General features: G+C 64.7%; 15 protein-coding genes. 11 read left to right on the top strand and 4 right to left on the bottom strand.

The window, feature by feature from the left end; genetic code table 11:
- Positions 1-91: 91 nt before the first annotated feature.
- On the bottom strand, positions 92-385 hold the full coding sequence (locus AB0N03_RS51245; RefSeq protein WP_364388684.1) for a DUF1330 domain-containing protein: 294 nt from the start codon (positions 383-385) through the stop codon (positions 92-94).
- A 119-nt stretch (positions 386-504) separates the two neighbouring features.
- On the opposite strand from AB0N03_RS51245, the gene AB0N03_RS51240 reads away from it, so the two are divergent.
- The 8 genes from AB0N03_RS51240 to AB0N03_RS51205 all read left to right on the top strand — a co-directional run bounded on the left by AB0N03_RS51240 (position 505) and on the right by AB0N03_RS51205 (position 5,680).
- On the top strand, positions 505-894 hold the full coding sequence (locus AB0N03_RS51240) for a recombinase family protein (protein ID WP_364388688.1): 390 nt from the start codon (positions 505-507) through the stop codon (positions 892-894).
- Entirely contained in the window at positions 895-1,467 is a 573-nt protein-coding gene (locus AB0N03_RS51235; protein WP_364388686.1) for a recombinase family protein, read from the top strand.
- Between the two features lie 202 nt (positions 1,468-1,669).
- Complete coding sequence (locus AB0N03_RS51230) at positions 1,670-1,852, top strand: hypothetical protein (RefSeq protein ID WP_364388682.1); 183 nt, start codon at positions 1,670-1,672, stop codon at positions 1,850-1,852.
- Positions 1,853-1,916: 64 nt separating this feature from the next.
- Positions 1,917-2,318 carry an SseB family protein gene (locus AB0N03_RS51225; RefSeq protein WP_364388680.1) on the top strand — a complete coding sequence of 134 codons (402 nt, stop codon included), beginning with the start codon at positions 1,917-1,919 and terminating at the stop codon, positions 2,316-2,318.
- Between the two features lie 35 nt (positions 2,319-2,353).
- Positions 2,354-2,695 (top strand): hypothetical protein, encoded by a 342-nt coding sequence (locus tag AB0N03_RS51220; protein WP_364388678.1) that lies wholly within the window; start codon positions 2,354-2,356, stop codon positions 2,693-2,695.
- The gene (locus AB0N03_RS51215; protein ID WP_364388676.1) at positions 2,695-3,933 is read left to right on the top strand and encodes a putative T7SS-secreted protein; all 1,239 of its coding nucleotides are present in this window, start codon (positions 2,695-2,697) and stop codon (positions 3,931-3,933) included. Before AB0N03_RS51220 ends, AB0N03_RS51215 begins: the two co-directional genes overlap by 1 nt.
- Complete coding sequence (locus tag AB0N03_RS51210; RefSeq protein WP_364388674.1) at positions 3,930-4,466, top strand: hypothetical protein; 537 nt, start codon at positions 3,930-3,932, stop codon at positions 4,464-4,466. Before AB0N03_RS51215 ends, AB0N03_RS51210 begins: the two co-directional genes overlap by 4 nt.
- 98 nt (positions 4,467-4,564) lie before the next feature.
- On the top strand, positions 4,565-5,680 hold the full coding sequence (locus AB0N03_RS51205; protein ID WP_364388672.1) for a hypothetical protein: 1,116 nt from the start codon (positions 4,565-4,567) through the stop codon (positions 5,678-5,680).
- On the opposite strand, the gene AB0N03_RS51200 is transcribed toward AB0N03_RS51205, so the two are convergent.
- The 3 genes from AB0N03_RS51200 to AB0N03_RS51190 form a co-directional block, all read right to left on the bottom strand.
- The gene (locus AB0N03_RS51200; protein WP_364388670.1) at positions 5,677-6,666 is read right to left on the bottom strand and encodes a hypothetical protein; all 990 of its coding nucleotides are present in this window, start codon (positions 6,664-6,666) and stop codon (positions 5,677-5,679) included. The two genes, AB0N03_RS51205 and AB0N03_RS51200, sit on opposite strands and share 4 nt — an antisense overlap.
- 175 nt (positions 6,667-6,841) lie before the next feature.
- Entirely contained in the window at positions 6,842-7,285 is a 444-nt protein-coding gene (locus AB0N03_RS51195) for a helix-turn-helix domain-containing protein (RefSeq protein ID WP_364388668.1), read from the bottom strand.
- A gap of 302 nt (positions 7,286-7,587) precedes the next feature.
- On the bottom strand, positions 7,588-9,594 hold the full coding sequence (locus AB0N03_RS51190) for a hypothetical protein (protein WP_364388666.1): 2,007 nt from the start codon (positions 9,592-9,594) through the stop codon (positions 7,588-7,590).
- A 1,005-nt stretch (positions 9,595-10,599) separates the two neighbouring features.
- Here AB0N03_RS51190 and AB0N03_RS51185 point away from each other — a divergent pair.
- From AB0N03_RS51185 to AB0N03_RS51175, 3 genes are read left to right on the top strand one after another with little or no spacing between them, the layout of a single operon-like run.
- The gene (locus AB0N03_RS51185; RefSeq protein ID WP_364388664.1) at positions 10,600-11,901 is read left to right on the top strand and encodes an ATP-binding protein; all 1,302 of its coding nucleotides are present in this window, start codon (positions 10,600-10,602) and stop codon (positions 11,899-11,901) included.
- Positions 11,902-11,927: 26 nt separating this feature from the next.
- Positions 11,928-12,737: an RloB family protein gene (locus AB0N03_RS51180; RefSeq protein WP_364388662.1), complete on the top strand. Its 810-nt coding sequence runs from the start codon at positions 11,928-11,930 to the stop codon at positions 12,735-12,737.
- A 4-nt stretch (positions 12,738-12,741) separates the two neighbouring features.
- On the top strand, positions 12,742-15,279 hold the full coding sequence (locus tag AB0N03_RS51175) for a class I SAM-dependent DNA methyltransferase (RefSeq protein ID WP_364388660.1): 2,538 nt from the start codon (positions 12,742-12,744) through the stop codon (positions 15,277-15,279).
- Positions 15,280-15,498: the final 219 nt, after the last annotated feature.

Raw genomic sequence — 15,498 nt, 5'->3', positions numbered from 1 at the left:
TCGCAATCCACACCGAACCCGGAGGCCCTCCCTCACGCCAAGATCATCCGATCACGTGTCGCCCCGTACCCAACCTCCGTGGTCAATACAACTAGTCGACCCCGTCGACGAGCAGCAGCCGTCGATCGAGCGCCGTCGCCCTGATCTCCAGTGCGGCGGCGTACTCGTCGGAGCGGTACCAGCGTTCGGCGGTGTCCCGGTCCGGGAACTCGACGACGACGATCCGCTTGCCCGGCCCGGGTTCCCCTTCGAGGGTGGCCGGGACCGCGCCTCTCGCGAGGTACCGGCCTCGGTGAGCCTCGATCGAGGCCTCGGCGAGTTCGCGGTAGCGCTGCGCTTGGGCTTCGTCGAGGATCTCGACCTCGGAGATCACGTAGGCAGTCACGGCTCCGAGCGTGGCAGAGCGGCCCGCGCCGAGCGTGGTGCTCCCGCTACCCGGCTCAGACCTTGAAGCGGAACTCCACCACGTCGCCGTGAAACGCTCGAGCGTGACAACACCCGTCGCTGCGCCATCTATCTACGAGTCAGCTTAGACGCGACTGGCGAGCAGCTGGCTCTGTTCAACGGCAGCGAGCGGACTGTCTACAGATCGCTGACCAGCGCGGATGGCATGTCATCGGCGAGTTCGTCGACAACTCAGTCTCGGCATCCGACAGGCACAAGTCCCGCCCCGAGTACGACCAGTTGGCCGCCGCGTACGAAGCCGGCGAGTTCGACGCACTGGTCTGTTGGGACTTGGATCGACTGACCCGTCAGCCTCGCCAGCTCGAAGACTGGATCGACGCAGCGCAAGAACGCGGCCTGTTGCTGGTCACCGCGAACGGCGAGGCCGATCTGTCGACCGACGGCGGCCGGATGTTCGCCCGGATCAAGGCGACCGTCGCCCACGGCTAGATCGAACGGAAGGCCGCACGGCAGCGAGCCGCTGCTCTCCAACGTGCCGAACACGGCAAGCCCCCACTCGGCGTCCGGCTGACTGGCTATACCCGGTCGGGCGAGGTCATCGACAGCGAAGCCGCCATTGTGCGCGAGCTCTTCGATCGGTTCGCCGCCGGGGACTCCCTCCGCGCGCTTGCAGCCTGGCTCACCGAAGCCGGCGTCTCCACTCGTCATGGCCGTCCATGGAACCCGTCGAGTGTCCGCACAATCCTGACCAACCCGCGCTACGCGGGACACGCGGTCTACCAGGGCAAGACCAACAAAAGCCTGGCCGGCAATCATCACCGACGGCTTCAGCTCCTCAAAAGCACAGAAGTCCTGCCATACCTGGCGTATGCGGCACTGCTTCGCCAGACAACGAAGACGGACGTCAAGTCGGCCGAGAGCGACCTGACCGCCGACTTGAACCCAAGTTCTGCTCCTCCTGTCGTCGGCCAGCCAGCGCACGTTCCTCACCACGGCGACTCCGCTGTTGCTCTTCCTGCTGCTCGGCATCCTTCAGGCATTACACGGCCTTGCCCCGGCTGAGGGCGGCAGGCAAACCACCGAGCGTGTCTCACGACCTCCGGGCCGCGACCTTCGATCAAAGCCCCGCGTTGCCAGAGCGCCAGGACATGTCGTGCCCCTTGCTGTCCTACGCAGCGAGGGTCGCGTCGGGCCGTGCGCGTTCGGGGGAGCGCTGTAGTCCCACGACCCGTCGTCGACCTTCCTGTTTCAGAAGGGCCACACCGTGGCAGACGACAACCCGATTTCCGCCGCGCGCGCGGCGGCACCGGACTTGGACGCCCACGCTCGCGCGCTCGTCGACGCCGCACCTCCGCTGACACCCAGGCAGCGGGACCGGCTGGCCGCCCTGTTGACCGCGCACCGGCCGCCGTCGCGGCGCCCGCAACCACGGGGGAAGGCGGCATGAGCTAGACACTCGCCGCTGCGTTCACTCGTTGAGCAGGCCGGTTACGGCAAGTATGGTACCGAGCGTGAAACGTGACGAAGGGGCAGCTGAAGCTCGGTTGGCGATCGTTGCGCAGCAGGTTTGGAGTGGCAACCGGGGTCCAGGTGACTTCGTCGACGCATTCGTGAGCGCGTTGGTCTATGCGCAGCGGCCGGAGCAGCCGGCGCTGCTGGTGACCGACCTTGGCGAACGCGGCAAATGGATGGCCGTCTTCACGACCCTCGAACGGCTGGCCGCACACGTGGGTGAGTGCGACTACTTCACTACAACGGGTGCGGATCTGTTGGAACTGGTCCCGCCCGGCGTGGGTCTGATCGTCGACCCCGACGATGCGCATCGGTTCCCGGTCCTGTCTCGGATGGCGCCGCCGGAACTGATCGCGCGGGCATGGGTACACGCGGGAGAGCGGGGACGCAAGGCGGAGTAGTTGCCTGACGCAAGCGGCAGAGGGGGTGAAGAGGGGTGGATGGTCCAGGCTTTCACGTCGACATCGACGTGCTGGAGAACGCATCGAAGAACATGAGCGCCGTCGTACACGACCAGGACAGCTTCGAGCTTCGCGGGCTGTGTGGTGAACCAGGTCTGTATGGCCACAGCGGCGTTCACGACGCACTCGCGGAGTTGTGTGGCCGATGGAGTGTCGGGCTCGACGCGCTGTCTGATCGCGCCAGTGACCTCGGGGACCTGCTCGGCAAGGCGGCATCCGCCTACCGGGCGATCGAGCACACCAACACAGCGGCTCTGAAGTCCGATCCCGGGTGGGACGCGGTCTCGCCCGACGAGCCGACGATTGGCGCTGTCTGATGGCGGAGCTCGGCCAGACGGCCGATCCGAAGGCCTTGATCCCCGGCGATGCGCCAGCCGTGTTCGAGAACGCCCGAGTACTGAGCGAACGAGCCAAGACGGCCCACGCGGTCGGGGACGCGCTCCGGCGGATCGACACCGGCGCCTGGCAGGGACCGGCAGCGGACAAGTTTCACGAGGACCACCAGACCGAGGTGCCTCGTTGGGGGCAGGCCGGCGACTCGTTGGACAACGCCGCTCTCGCGCTGACGGACTTCGCGAACTGTCTCTCGTGGGCGCAGGGGCAGGCAGCCGAAGCCATCGCCCAGTGGCAGCAGGGCGACAACGCCACCCGACAAGCGAAGACCGACCATGATCGTGCTGTTGCCGAGGCCGACGCGAAGACCAGGGCGAACGCACAACACGGTGACCCGACCGTGGTGCAGGTCCCGCCGTTCACCGACCCCGGCGAGGCTCAGCGCCAAGCCGCGCGGGACGTTCTGAATCGCGCTCGGCAGCAGTTGGCGAACGTAGGCGGCCTGACGGCTGACGCACTCCGCTATGAGGGAGCAGGTGCGCCGCAGGACTCCCGCAAGCAGGCCGATGCGAACTTCTTCGGCGGCATCTGGGACAGCATCAAGGGGGCAGGTGAAGGCCTCTACCAGATCCTCGCGGATCCGGCTGAAGTCGTCGCATCGATGGCGCACAACATCGCGCATCCGGTCGACACGTTCAAGGAGATGGTCGCCTGGGACGACTGGGCCAACGGCCACGGCGACCGCGCACTGGGCAAGATCACCGGCAATATGCTGCTTGGGTTCACCGCGTTCGGCGCGGGAAAGCTGCTCAAGGAGCGCGCACCAGGGCACGGCGAGCACGAGCCCGATTCGGAGCGCAGTCTCCCGGGAGAGAGCGGCACCCCGGATGTACCCACCAGCTTCGCGCCGACCGACGTGTCCAAAGTCAAGGACCATCTTTCCCGGCCCGGCCTTGACCATTTCGGACCGAACGACGTGATGCTGGACCGGATCGGGAAGGCCCTGGCCGAAGGAAGGCCGCTGTCGGAGGCGCAGACCAACTTCATGCGCCACGAATCACTCGAGGCGAAGCTGATGGATGGCGGGATGGGCTACGAGGAGGCGCATGCCGAGGCTTTGCAAACCCATCCTCCCGGCAAGAATTATGATCCCGACGTGATCGACCAGGAACCTCTGTTCGGTCCGTGGTGGCGGAAGATGAATGGGTTGGGACCGCGATGACGATCGTTGAAGTGGAACGGCACGGCCTTGTCGCGATCGGCGAAGGCGATCACCCAGCGACGTACCGGGCCGCAGAGTGGCTGCGGTCGTCCCGACCAGCCATCGGCGCCGGGGCAAGCTCGGTCCGGATGCACGTCGAAGTGCTGCGACGCTTCGGTGGTCTCGCTCCACGCGCTCTTGTCGGCGGACAGTTCGCGCCCGGCCAGGGCGGCCAGACCCAGTTCGCCGTGGCCGTGGCGACCTTCGACTTGTTCGATGCCGACGAGGAGCCGACCTGCATGAGCAAGCTGTGGAAGGAACCATTCACTGTCGGGCTGCCCATCGAGTTCGCCCGAGCAGTGTCCAGTGCGCTCAGCGAGGGGCCCGGTCTCCCAGCGGGGACCCTCACGATCGACCGCGCAGGCTTCGACCTGGTCAATTCGTCCGAGATGGTCTTCGGGCAGGCGGCAGCCGTGCTGAAGACCGCCATGGCCGCGCAGCTTTCGGGCCAGGATGCCGACGCCGCGGCCAGGTCGCTCGTCAGCACCTGGTGAGTCCGAGCAGTGCCAGAAACCGCGAAGTGTGCTGGTTCCGCTCTCCTCTCTAATTGCGTCGGCTAGCGACACCCGGTCTCGTCACTTACAGTGATCGCATGGCAGAGGCCGGGCCCGACCAACCCCAGATAACGCCGGAAGAAGTACTGAATCGGGTGGCTGCGGCGGGCGGGCATCTCCTCCTCGAAGACCTGACGCCCGATGAGCTGAAGGCGTGGCGCCATGCGGCGCGAACCGCCCAGCTTCGGCTGTTGCGTGCCGGAACCGCTCGGCTCAGCAAATGGACATCTGGCAACTCCTTGCGGATCTCCGTGAGAGACCCGACTGCACCCCCGAAGCCACCCCGTCAGACCAGCTCGCCGAAGCCCACGCCCAAGAGCCAGGACCACGGTGACTTCGTAGGGCGCGAGATCCGGGTCTCGTCGCAGCTGCCCAAGGTTCCTCACGCGTTGATAGTCGAGATGCAGGACGGGATGGCACGGCGGGATGCGGGTCGGTGGCGTCCATATCACTCGCGCGCTTTCGTCCCCGAGTGGATCCCGGATGTACCACGACAGAAGACCGGTCGCATGCTCCGGATCTGGCAAGCAATCCTGGATGAGGCCAGGTTCCGGGGATACCGAGTTCGGGTAGGAGGCCAGCGGGGCGGCGAGCACGTCACGATCGAGGCAGGTCGGGAGGAATTCAGGCTGACCAGCGGAGGCACTCAGAACGGATTGTGGCTCCGGCTCCACCCAGAGGAGGGCTACCGCCGCCAGAAGAACACATCCTGGTCCGACACCGAGGACCGGCCACTCGAGCAGCAGCTTGGAGCAATGTTCGACCGTCTTGAGCTCATGATCAAGGCCGCCGTCGAACGCCGGGAGGAAGAGGACCGTCAGGCTGCCGTGCGTCAGCGCCGTTGGGAAGCAGCGATGACCAAGGCCCGGAAGCAGTTCGCCGAACAACACCGCAAGGACACGCTGCGCGAACGGATCGACGAAGCAAGAGAGGCCGAGGACATCCGTGCCTACGCCGCAGCGCTTCGCAGCTCCGCAGAGACGGTCGATCCGTCGCGCCGAGACCACGTCATAGCCTGGGCAACTTGGGCGCAGACCTATGCGGACGAGATAGATCCAGTTCTCAACCGCACCGGGATGCCCATTACACCCGAGCCAGGACGAGATGACCTTGCGCCGTACCTGCACGGTTGGAGTCCGTGGGGCCCGAGCTAACGCGACCACCACTTCTGATTCGGGTGCCAAGGTTTCGGCTCAGATAAACTCCAGCTATACGCATTGGCCGGAGCTGGCTGCGGTGGCGCCGCCTTCCTGCTCGGCTCGGCTGGCATACCTGGTGGCTTCGTCAAGGGATCGATCTCGGCCGCGCGGGCCCGCGCCCACACCACCCACTCGTCCCTCTCACTCATGCCGGCCGCGACGAGCTGGTCGCAATGCTGCCGAACTCGCTCTGCCTCACGCCAGACGGCGACCTGGGCGCGCAACGTCTTCGCTCGGTTGTCACGGACGACTCTCGCGCGTTCCGCGGCCTTCCGGTCTGCTTCACGCCGGTCTTTCTCTTCAATACCCCGTCGAGTGGCCCCCGCCCGTCGCACGACGTCGTCAAGCACCTGCCCCAGCGCTTCCTCGACCTGCCAGCCGGAGCGATCACACCACCGAGCATCAGCTCGTTCGCCCGGACCGCGCACCTGAAGTACGAGCCGTAGGTTCCACCGAGCAGCACTCTCCTCGGTGACTCGTACGGCGTACTGGAGCCCCGACGCCTCAAGTTTGAGAAGGACGTCGCCGATCCCGGGCGACACTTTCAGCCCGCGACGGCCCGCTTCCTTCGCGAGCGCCTGAGCTATCAGGACCGCTCGACTGCGGTTCGTCGCCGAAGCCGGGAGACGTTCCGGCGCGTCGCGCAATGCCTGAACCACGGGGTGCGGCTTCGCCAGCGTGGCGGGGATCGGCACCCGATCCCCGTCCGGCCGACGGTACTTGTCAGCGGGATGCTCGCCGGGCCGCATCTCGATGACGAGGTCTCCGCTGTCGCGGCCCCGGTGTAACAGGTGCCACCCTTCAGGGACGTGCTTGCCCTGCCGAACGCGGTGGATCACCCGCCGCCACGCAGCACGCACATCGTCGCTCGGCGACACGATCCGTAGTTCACCACCGGCATCGTCGAGCGCATCGAGGAACTCCTCGACCGTTGACGGCACCGGCGTTCGCGGCCCGGTTCGACGTGGTGAACGTGCCATTCACCCAGCCAACACCAACTGGCTGACCCGCGAAAGCCGGCAAAGTCGGTCATGTACGAACGAGTACCGAGAGTCGCAACCGGATACCGCCGGCTTGAAGCATTCGCGGAATCCAGCTTGTTCTTCCATCACACGACTATGCAGCGACGCTACTCAAGTAGCGCTGCACCGTTCTGCGCGAGCAGCCCAGCTCCGTGGCAATGTCGGCCACAACCCATCCTTCCGCGCGTAGCCGCGCCGCGCGAACGACGTTGTCCGGCGGCTGCACTTCGCCAGCAAGAAGACCGAGAGCCGTAGCGAGATCGTCGGGATCGGCAGGTCCGACGCCTCCGTACCAACCGCTGCGTGCATCGGCATCCTCCGCTCGCAAAGCGAGAGCTAGACAAGCAAGGCGAGCCACGCAACCGGTGCACTGGGCAATGGTGAGGGAATCCGGCTTGTCTCCGACCGGATGGAATGTCTCAGGATCCATCCCTTGGCACGCGGCGCCACGGAGCAATCCGATGACTTTCAGGTCGGAACCTGACACCAGTGCCCGAAGTTCATGGTGATGACTGATAGGAGGATACGCGAGATCCATGCGACTTTGCTCCAGCTCCGGCCGTTGATCGGCCGCCCGACAGGATTCGGGTGAACTGGGTCGCCCCGGCGCACCCGCTTGATGCCTCCCAGGCGAGGCCTGGTGTGACGCAAGCGGCAGCAGACATCTAGCGTGGCCCCGAGACGTACCAGCACAGAAGCAGCCACTCCAGTGCGCCGGCGTTGCCGCCCATCGCTGTCAAGACAGCAAGGTAGGCGTGTGCACGTATCCGTGTCGCGTTCTCAGCACATTGAGAAGACCGCTCCCCTCCCAACGCGTCGTTCGCGGGCGGGAGCGGAAGTTCACGAAAGCTCGATCTCGCCTTCGTCCTCCTCGTCGGTGTCGTCGCTATCGTCGAGTTCGACGTCCTCATCCTCAAGATCATCGTCGGCATCACCCAGGTCCTTGGGCAGCAACCCGTATCGCTGGACGTTCCGGCTGCTCCAGATCGGCAGCTTCTGAAGGGCGCTGAAAAGGACCGTCTGCCAGATATCACAGTCCTGCTTGCTGGCGCCCAACGACTCGATGGCCGCGGTGCCGTCGTCGGTGGGTACGGCCTCAACTTGCTTGACCGCGAGCTCGACCGCCCGGATCGAGTTGCCCAGGCCATTCAGGGCATTGCCAAGCAGCTCAGCCGGTGTCTCAGGGGCTGACACGGGTTCCGGCCCTTCACCAGCAGGCCGGAAGCGACGTCGCAAGTCTGCGTCCCTGGCGACGACATCACGTCCCTCGGCGTTCCGCTCAACCTGCCCCTTCATGTCCACCATACGAATTCGGCGCTTCGCGCTGAAGTCCTCAAGCGCTTGGCGCAGCTGATGTACGCCATGGGGCATGGCTCGCATGCGGTCGATTACTTCACCCGGATTGCGCCGGTCAGGTTGGTCATTGTTCTGAGTACCCCGGTCAGCAGTGAGTCGCCCGCCCACGACGAGCGGGTAGGCACCGCGAGCAGCGAGCTCCAGAGTGGCGGGCCCCGGGTTGCCGGACTCAGCCTCGGCTAGTGCGGCTGCGGTCAGCTCGTCTGTGGAGCGAAACGTCGCCTTCCACAGTTCCTTGGCGAGTTCGCTGCTGAACGCGACTTTCAGGTACTTACGGACACGTTCGCGTAGTCGCGAGTCATCCTCAGACACGGACCGCAACACCAGGGAGGTCGCAAGCTCGAACAACAGCTTGGGGCTGGTCTTCTTGCGGGTGCTCTGACTCGTGATAGCAACGCGCACCGCCTCGTGTGTGTGTGGATCACGGTCGGTGAAAAGTCGGACGATCGCCGCGGTCCGCACCGCTGGATCGGCGCTGAAACCTGCGACTTCAGCCTCACCTGGCGTGAGCGAGCCCGCCAGCCAGTCCGCTTTGCCCGTGGTGATCAGGCCACGGCGCTCCAACTCATCGATGACCGCATCCGCGAGCGCTTCATTCTCGGTCGCCTCTCCCCAAGGCTTGGGATAGTCCACGTGACGGAGTGCAACAAGAGACTTGACCGCCACGCCGAAGTCGGCAGTCGTTCCTCCGTGAGATTCGAATCCCACAAGGAGCAAGGCGGGGACTCGTTCGCACCTCGCGGTGATCGCGATGTTTGACTCTACCTGCTCCGGAGAGCCAGCAGCAGCGATCTCCTCGTTGACCTTGCGAACATGAGCACGCATCTTGCGTTCATCACGTTCATAAGGCACGTCGGCGGACCTCAGGTTCAGCAGATCGTGCACACAGGTCACCCTGCTCGATCCTTCTGCGGTCACCGGGACAGTGACACTCGGGCTGCCATCCAGGTGTTTGAACGTGGTCGCAGCCAGCCAAACCTCAGTCATGACGCCCTGGTGGCGAATAGAGTCTCGCCAATCGTTGTTGCTGATCACGAAGTCACGTGCCTGCTGCGCCGCCCACGCCAAATGTTCTTGCCCCTGGATCTGCTGGACGAGTTCCGGACGTCCTTCAGGTGCTGCCTTCGGTTCGGCGAGCGGACGTAGCCTGGTGCTCTCCCCCTGGCCGACCAAGGTCGAAACCGCATGGCGACGCACCGGGCCGGTCCGGGGGTTCCGAGGGTCCGGAATGGTGTACCGGGCCCACACCTCCGCACGTACCGCAAGAATCACGCCTCCAGGCACGGAGAGTCGTTCAGGATTCTCTGCGGCGCGACGAGCAGCCGAGGGGTCGACGACAGCCAACGCAAGCGCCTGTGCCGCTTCCTCACTCATGTTGAACAGGTCCGCGAGTTTGTCGGCCAACTTTCGCGTTGCTGCTGCCAACGCCGGTGCAGGCAGCGGTTCCACGGGCCGGGGCAGCACCGTCTCAACTGCATTGGGTGCGTTCATGAGGGTCTTCTCCGATCTCTGTCCGGCCGCCCGGGACGCACCCGGACGACATCTCTTGTCGTCCGAGGAGATCGGTCCTGATGAACTCCGCTCTCCCCCTCGGCTTGCCCGGGCGATGCCCGATGTGTCCGAGGCGGCAGCTGCCGACCAAACCAACTCCGAGGGGTACCGGCACTGCATGTACCGGCGTTGCCGCCGCTCGTCAACGAGGACGAGAGTGAGGTAGTCAGGTACGACCTGCTGTCGCTGACTCAACGATATCACCGGGGGTGACACGGGAGCTGATAGTCAACGGAGCATCGGAGGCTCTGCCGAGCAAGGGCCAACAACGATCTCGGCTTGGGATTCGATCCGCGACACAAGATACCTGGCCGACTCAGCAGGCCCAGGCCGTCTGCCGCAGGTGCTGGTTGGCTCCGATCGGGCTCAGATCATCGGTGGGCTTGGTCTCGCAGGGGAGCACCGGCCATCGACGTCGCACTCGTGGTGGCCAGACTCGTCTCAGCTGGTCACACTCCTGCTGAAGCTGAAGCTGAAGCTGAAGCTGAAGGGCGGGCGGAGGCGCTCCCGACCTGTCTCGGGAACTTGGACCTACCTGAGCAACCAGCAACTACGCGATGTGACCTTGAGTAACCGTTGATCTCGGATATTCTGTTCTGCTGGGCTACAAACGTGCCTAGTGCAGGTGAACGGGGTGAGGCGACCGCTGGAAGGGAGCCTCTCTTGGCCAGTTCTCCGGCCATGGGGTTGGTCCGGCGCCCACATATCCACTGGCCGGCCAGCAGCGCTCATGCCGCCGACGAGAGTCACATGGCAGGGCCGAGGACTTCTGCGGTTACGGGCCTGGCTGAACAACAGCCTGGTCAGAGCGCGAGAAGTCCCGCTTCCGGCGGCAGGACCGGACTGGCCTCCGATCAGTCGTCGTCATAGGCTTCGAGTGCGGGGCGTCCGCAGAGGTTCGGATAGGAGACGGGGGCTGCCTCCCCGTCCTGAGGGAGGTCGAGAGTGCTCCTCCGCTTTCGGGTGGCCAATCACCGCTCGATTCGTGGTGAGTGCGAGCTGTCGTTCGTCAGTACATCAGCGGACGACGGCGTGGCGCGCGCGACGGCGCTGCGCGACCACGGCCAGGAGGTGTCAGTCCTTCCGATCATCGGCATCTTCGGTGCGAACGCGTCCGGCAAGACGAACCTCCTACGGGCTCTGTTCGACATGCGCGACGCCGTACGAACCTCATTCGCAGAGTGGGCGACCCAGTCTCGAGTCCCACGTCAACCATTCAAGCTGGACCCGGCCTCCACGGACGAGACGACTCTCTTCGAGGTCGACCTGATGCTGGGTGCAAGCCCGACCCGCTACACCTACGGCTTCGAACTCTCGGACGAACGGGTCGAGGCGGAATGGCTGCATGCTTACCCCGAAGGTAGGCGCGTCGTCTGGTTCGACCGTGAAGCCGGCCGCCCAGAGGCCGAGGGCGGCGAGTTCCTCTTCCCCCGCTCCAGCCACGGCTTCCAGGGAAAGCGCGACGTACTTGTGTCCGTCACTCGCCCCAACGCTCTCTTCTTGTCCACGGGCGCCACTTTGAACGATCCTCAACTGGCCGCTCTGCACAGGTGGTTCGTCGACAACCTCTGGATGGTAACCCCCGGGCAGGATGTCAAGGCCAGAAGTGACTGGACGCAGCGTATGCTGGCCGACCCGAAACACGGGAAGAACTACCGGAAATGGCTCGTCGAGCTGCTTTCCATCGCCGATCTGGGCATCACTGGAATCGACATCGACCGGGAGACGGGCGAGATCGCCCTGCGACACCGCAGCTCCGACAGCAGTGATCTCGCACTTGACTTCCTCGGTGAAGAGTCGCTCGGTACCCACTCATGGTTCGCTTTCCTCGGCCCGATGCTCTCTGTCCTCGAGGCCGGTACTGTGCTCTTGGTGGATGAACTCGACTCCAGCCTTCATCCCACACTGGCCGCTGAAGTAGTACGCCTCTTCCAAAACCCCAAGTCCAATCCACGGTGTGCGCAACTGCTCTTCACCACGCATGACGCGACGCTGCTCGGCAGTGCGGTCTTGGACCGCCCGCTCGCCCGTGAGCAAATATGGATCACCTCGAAGAAAACATCAGGTGAAACCGAGCTCTATCCGCTGACGGCGGCCGGCCCTGGAGACGACGAAGACTTGGAACGTGGATATCTGCGCGGCCGATATGGCGGTTCACCACGAGTCAGCGTGGGCGAGATCGCTCGCGCTCTTATCTGGATCGAGACGGAACGGGATCGCGAGAAGGAGGCGAAGGCGCCGGCGTGAGTGAGCGGGGCGAGCAGGAGCAGACCATGGGCGACCACGAGTCCGAGGCGGTATCGAAAAAGCAGAAGAGGCGCAGAGGGAGCAGCGACGAGGAACGGTCGCTGACACTCGTCCGGCGGCCCGAGCATAAGCAGGAGCGGGTCCTCTACGTCGGCTGTGAGGGTGAGTCAACCGAGCCGGACTACCTGGATTACCTGGTCAAGAGGTTCGGATCAGGTGAGCGCACGGGACAGCCGTTTCGGATCGTCCCTGTTTACAAGGCGAACGGTCTTCTGCCCGAGCAGGTGGTGGAAGCCGTACGCCAGTACGCCGCGAAAGACGAGACCTGGGCATTGTTCGACCGCGACGAGCACACACGGATCCAGCAGGCCGTGGACGATGCGGCAGCCGATGGTACGGAGTTCTGCTTCTCCCACCCGTCCTTCGACCTATGGCTACTCCTGCACTTCCAGGCATTCGGCGGGCAGCAGAGCGGCAAGAGCACCAATGTGGCGGACAAGCTCCGCAAGGCCGATCCAGCGTTCAGACGCTTCGACAAGAAGAACGACAAAAGTGTCCAGGGGCCGCGCCGCCAAGCATTGGAGGGTAAGGCCAAAGCTGCCATCGCACACGCCAAGAGCCTCGTCTCCCAGTGCGAGCACGGAACGTGCAAAGTCAGCCATTATCAGGCCGCCCCTGTCGACCGCATCAGCCCTCGCAACCCCGACAACCTACCCCAGTCACCGCGCAAGTGGGCCGCCCGTTCCGGCCATGCTCTGGACTGCAAGGTCCTGGCCCGGGACCCGTCCACTGACGTGTGGCGTCTCCTCGTCAGCCTCGGCATCGAGGACGACTGACAGGGTGCTCGAAATCAAGTGCCTCGGGCCTCTCAACTCGATGCCCGTCGGGCGTCTACGCTGCCCTGGCACTTCCCCACTCATTTCCGACAAAGGACCGGCGCGTGGCCCGAATCACTCTGCCCAGCTGGAGCGGCACCTCTTCGCCGCCGCGGACATTCTGCGCGGACGCATGGAGCCCTCCGACTACCGGGACTACATCTTCGGGATGCTGTTCCTCAAGCGAGCATCGGACGAGTTCCAGCCTGAATGGGCTCGCGTCTACCAGGAGCGGTTGACGGAGACGGGCAACAAGACAAAGGCGCTGCAACGTGCCGACAGCCCGGACTACTACCCGCACGTCTTCTACGTCCCGCCACGCGCACGCTGGTGGACGGGGCCGCACGTGCTCGATCCCGCGCATCCGGAGAAAACCGTCCCGGGCATCGAGGGGCTCACTGCAGAAACCCGGGGTCCGGACGGCAATCTCATGAAGGTGGGAGAGTACCTGGACATAGCGCTCGTCGCCCTCCAGGACGGCAACTCACGGCTGTCCGGCGTCGCCTCGCACATCCAATTCAACGCGATCGCCGGCAACAAGTCCCGCTTCACCCCGAGCGAACTGCTCGCGCTGATCAGGCATTTCAGCCTCTATCGGCTCCGCAACGAAGACTTCGAGTTTCCCGACATGCTGGGTGCAGCGTACGAGTACCTCCTCGGTCGGTTCGCGGATTCCGCCGGCCAGAGCGGCGGGGAGTTTTACACGCCGCGGTCGGTGGTACGGATGCTGGTGCGTCTCGTCGACCCGCGGCCGATGGACAGCGTCTACGACCCCTGCATGGGTTCGGGCGGCATGCTCATCGCCGCCCGCGAGCACGTCGAGGAGCATGGCGGCAACCCCGATCAACTCGGCATCAACGGCCAGGACCGCAACCCCGCGTCCTGGTCGATGGCCAGCATGAACATGGTGCTGCACGGCATCCGCAAGTTCGACCTCCAGCACGGCGACACCCTCACCGAGCCGCTTCACCTCGACGAGAACAAGCGCCTGTCGACGTTCACCAAGGTGCTTTCCAACCCGCCCTTCTCCCAGCCGTATGACAGGGCGCAGGTGGCGGCCGCCGACGAATTGCACGGAACGCGCATGCGGTGGGGCTGGGCACCCGAGAAGGGCAAGAAGGCCGACCTGATGTTCGTTCAGCACATGGTGTCGGTGCTGGAGGAGCGAGGCGTGGCTGCCGTTGTCATGCCGCACGGGGTGCTCTTCCGTGGCGGTAAGGAGAAGGAGATCCGAGAAGAACTCCTTCGCGACGACTGCGTGGAGGCCGTGATCGGCCTCGGCCCAAATCTCTTCTACGGCGTCGGTATCCCGGCATGCGTCCTCATCCTACGCCGCCCACGCCGAAAGCATCCCGACCGCAGCAAGAAGGTCCTCTTCATCAACGCCGACCGTGAGTTCACGGTCGGCCGTAACCAGAACGAGCTGGGCCCCGAGCACGTCGAGAAGATCGTAACGGTGTTCCAGAAAGGAACAGCGATTCCGGGCTACTCCCGATGGGTCGAGAGGGACGATCTGCTCGCCGAGGGCGCCAACCTCAACATCCGCCGTTGGGTGGACAACTCGCCGCCCGCGGAGCCGCAGGATGTACGAGCGCATCTGTACGGCGGAGTACCGGTCGCGGAGGTCGCCGCGCAAGCCGAGCTGTTCGGTGCGTACGGGGTTGATGCGTCGACGTTGTTCGCTTCCCGGGCCGGCGATCCGGACTATTACGACTTCCTACCTGAAGGGCCAGAAGCCACAGTCAACCGCATCGCGGAACAGGCCGCAGCAAAGGAAGCCTCGCTGCGGACCGCGTATGCAGAGTGGTGGACGAAGGACTCGACCCTCTTCGGCAAACTTGCCAAGGACGGGAAGTTGATGGACCTGAGAGCTGGGATGCTTGCGGGATTCACCGAGTCGATCGGAAGCGTAGGCGTCCTCGACGAATACCGCACGGCGGGCATCATCGCCGACTGGTGGACGCACGCACGCTACGACATGAAGGCTCTGGCAGCAGGCGGCTTCGGTCGGGTCCTCGAAGGCTGGGTCGACTCGACGGAGGCAATCGTGAGGCCCGCAGAGGGTTCAGTGAGCTCTGGCTCCGCCCAGAAGACGAAGATGACGGTCTCGGCTGCCGACCGCCGGCGCGCGATGGACCAGCCAGTCGTCCGTCACCTCATCCCGCACTTCCTCAAGCAGTACGCGATAGTGGAGGCAGAGGTCACGGCGGCCGAAGCGGCGTACAAGGAGGCGGCGGACGCGGTGGCCGCCGCGAAGCCGTCACCAGAAGACGAGGACGATGGTTCGGCCACGGAGGAGATCGCCGAGCCGGTCTCGCCTGCGGAACTGGCCCGCTTTGAGGGCGAGTTGACGTCGTGTCGGAAGGCCCGGACGGTCGCGACGAAGAAGCGCAAGGCACTGGACGACCACTTCTTGCCTGAGCTGATGGCGTCGATGGAACAGGTTCTCTCTGATGAGCAGCAAACCCGGGAGGCCGTCCTGGCCGTGGTGAACGAAATTTGACGGGTCGACTCGACGCAGCGGTCGCCACGGGGAGGCGCGAGCTGACAGCTGTGTTCAGACGGTGGGCAGAGAAGTACTCGGTGTCGTTGAGCGAGTTGGACGAGGCCAGCGGGTCAGCCCAGTATGGCGCGCCTCCTGCTTTCCGGACAGTGGACCTAATAAGGTCCAGTCTGGAATGGAGGATGATCAATGCCGGAACGGCGTCGAAAGTTTTCTCCC

The organism is Amycolatopsis sp. NPDC051061 (genome assembly GCF_040682935.1).
Taxonomy (GTDB): Bacteria; Actinomycetota; Actinomycetes; order Mycobacteriales; family Pseudonocardiaceae; genus Amycolatopsis.
This window is presented reverse-complemented; position numbering and strand designations above follow the sequence as displayed.

What these genes read in the sequence shown, in the direction of transcription:
- AB0N03_RS51215 (WP_364388676.1), top strand. Translation starts at nt 2,695, where the DNA reads ATGGCGGAGCTCGGCCAGACGGCCGATCCGAAGGCCTTGATCCCCGGC.
- AB0N03_RS51210 (WP_364388674.1), top strand. Translation starts at nt 3,930, where the DNA reads ATGACGATCGTTGAAGTGGAACGGCACGGCCTTGTCGCGATCGGCGAA.
- AB0N03_RS51205 (WP_364388672.1), top strand. Translation starts at nt 4,565, where the DNA reads ATGGCAGAGGCCGGGCCCGACCAACCCCAGATAACGCCGGAAGAAGTA.
- AB0N03_RS51195 (WP_364388668.1), bottom strand. Translation starts at nt 7,285, where the DNA reads ATGGATCTCGCGTATCCTCCTATCAGTCATCACCATGAACTTCGGGCA.
- AB0N03_RS51190 (WP_364388666.1), bottom strand. Translation starts at nt 9,594, where the DNA reads ATGAACGCACCCAATGCAGTTGAGACGGTGCTGCCCCGGCCCGTGGAA.
- AB0N03_RS51180 (WP_364388662.1), top strand. Translation starts at nt 11,928, where the DNA reads ATGGGCGACCACGAGTCCGAGGCGGTATCGAAAAAGCAGAAGAGGCGC.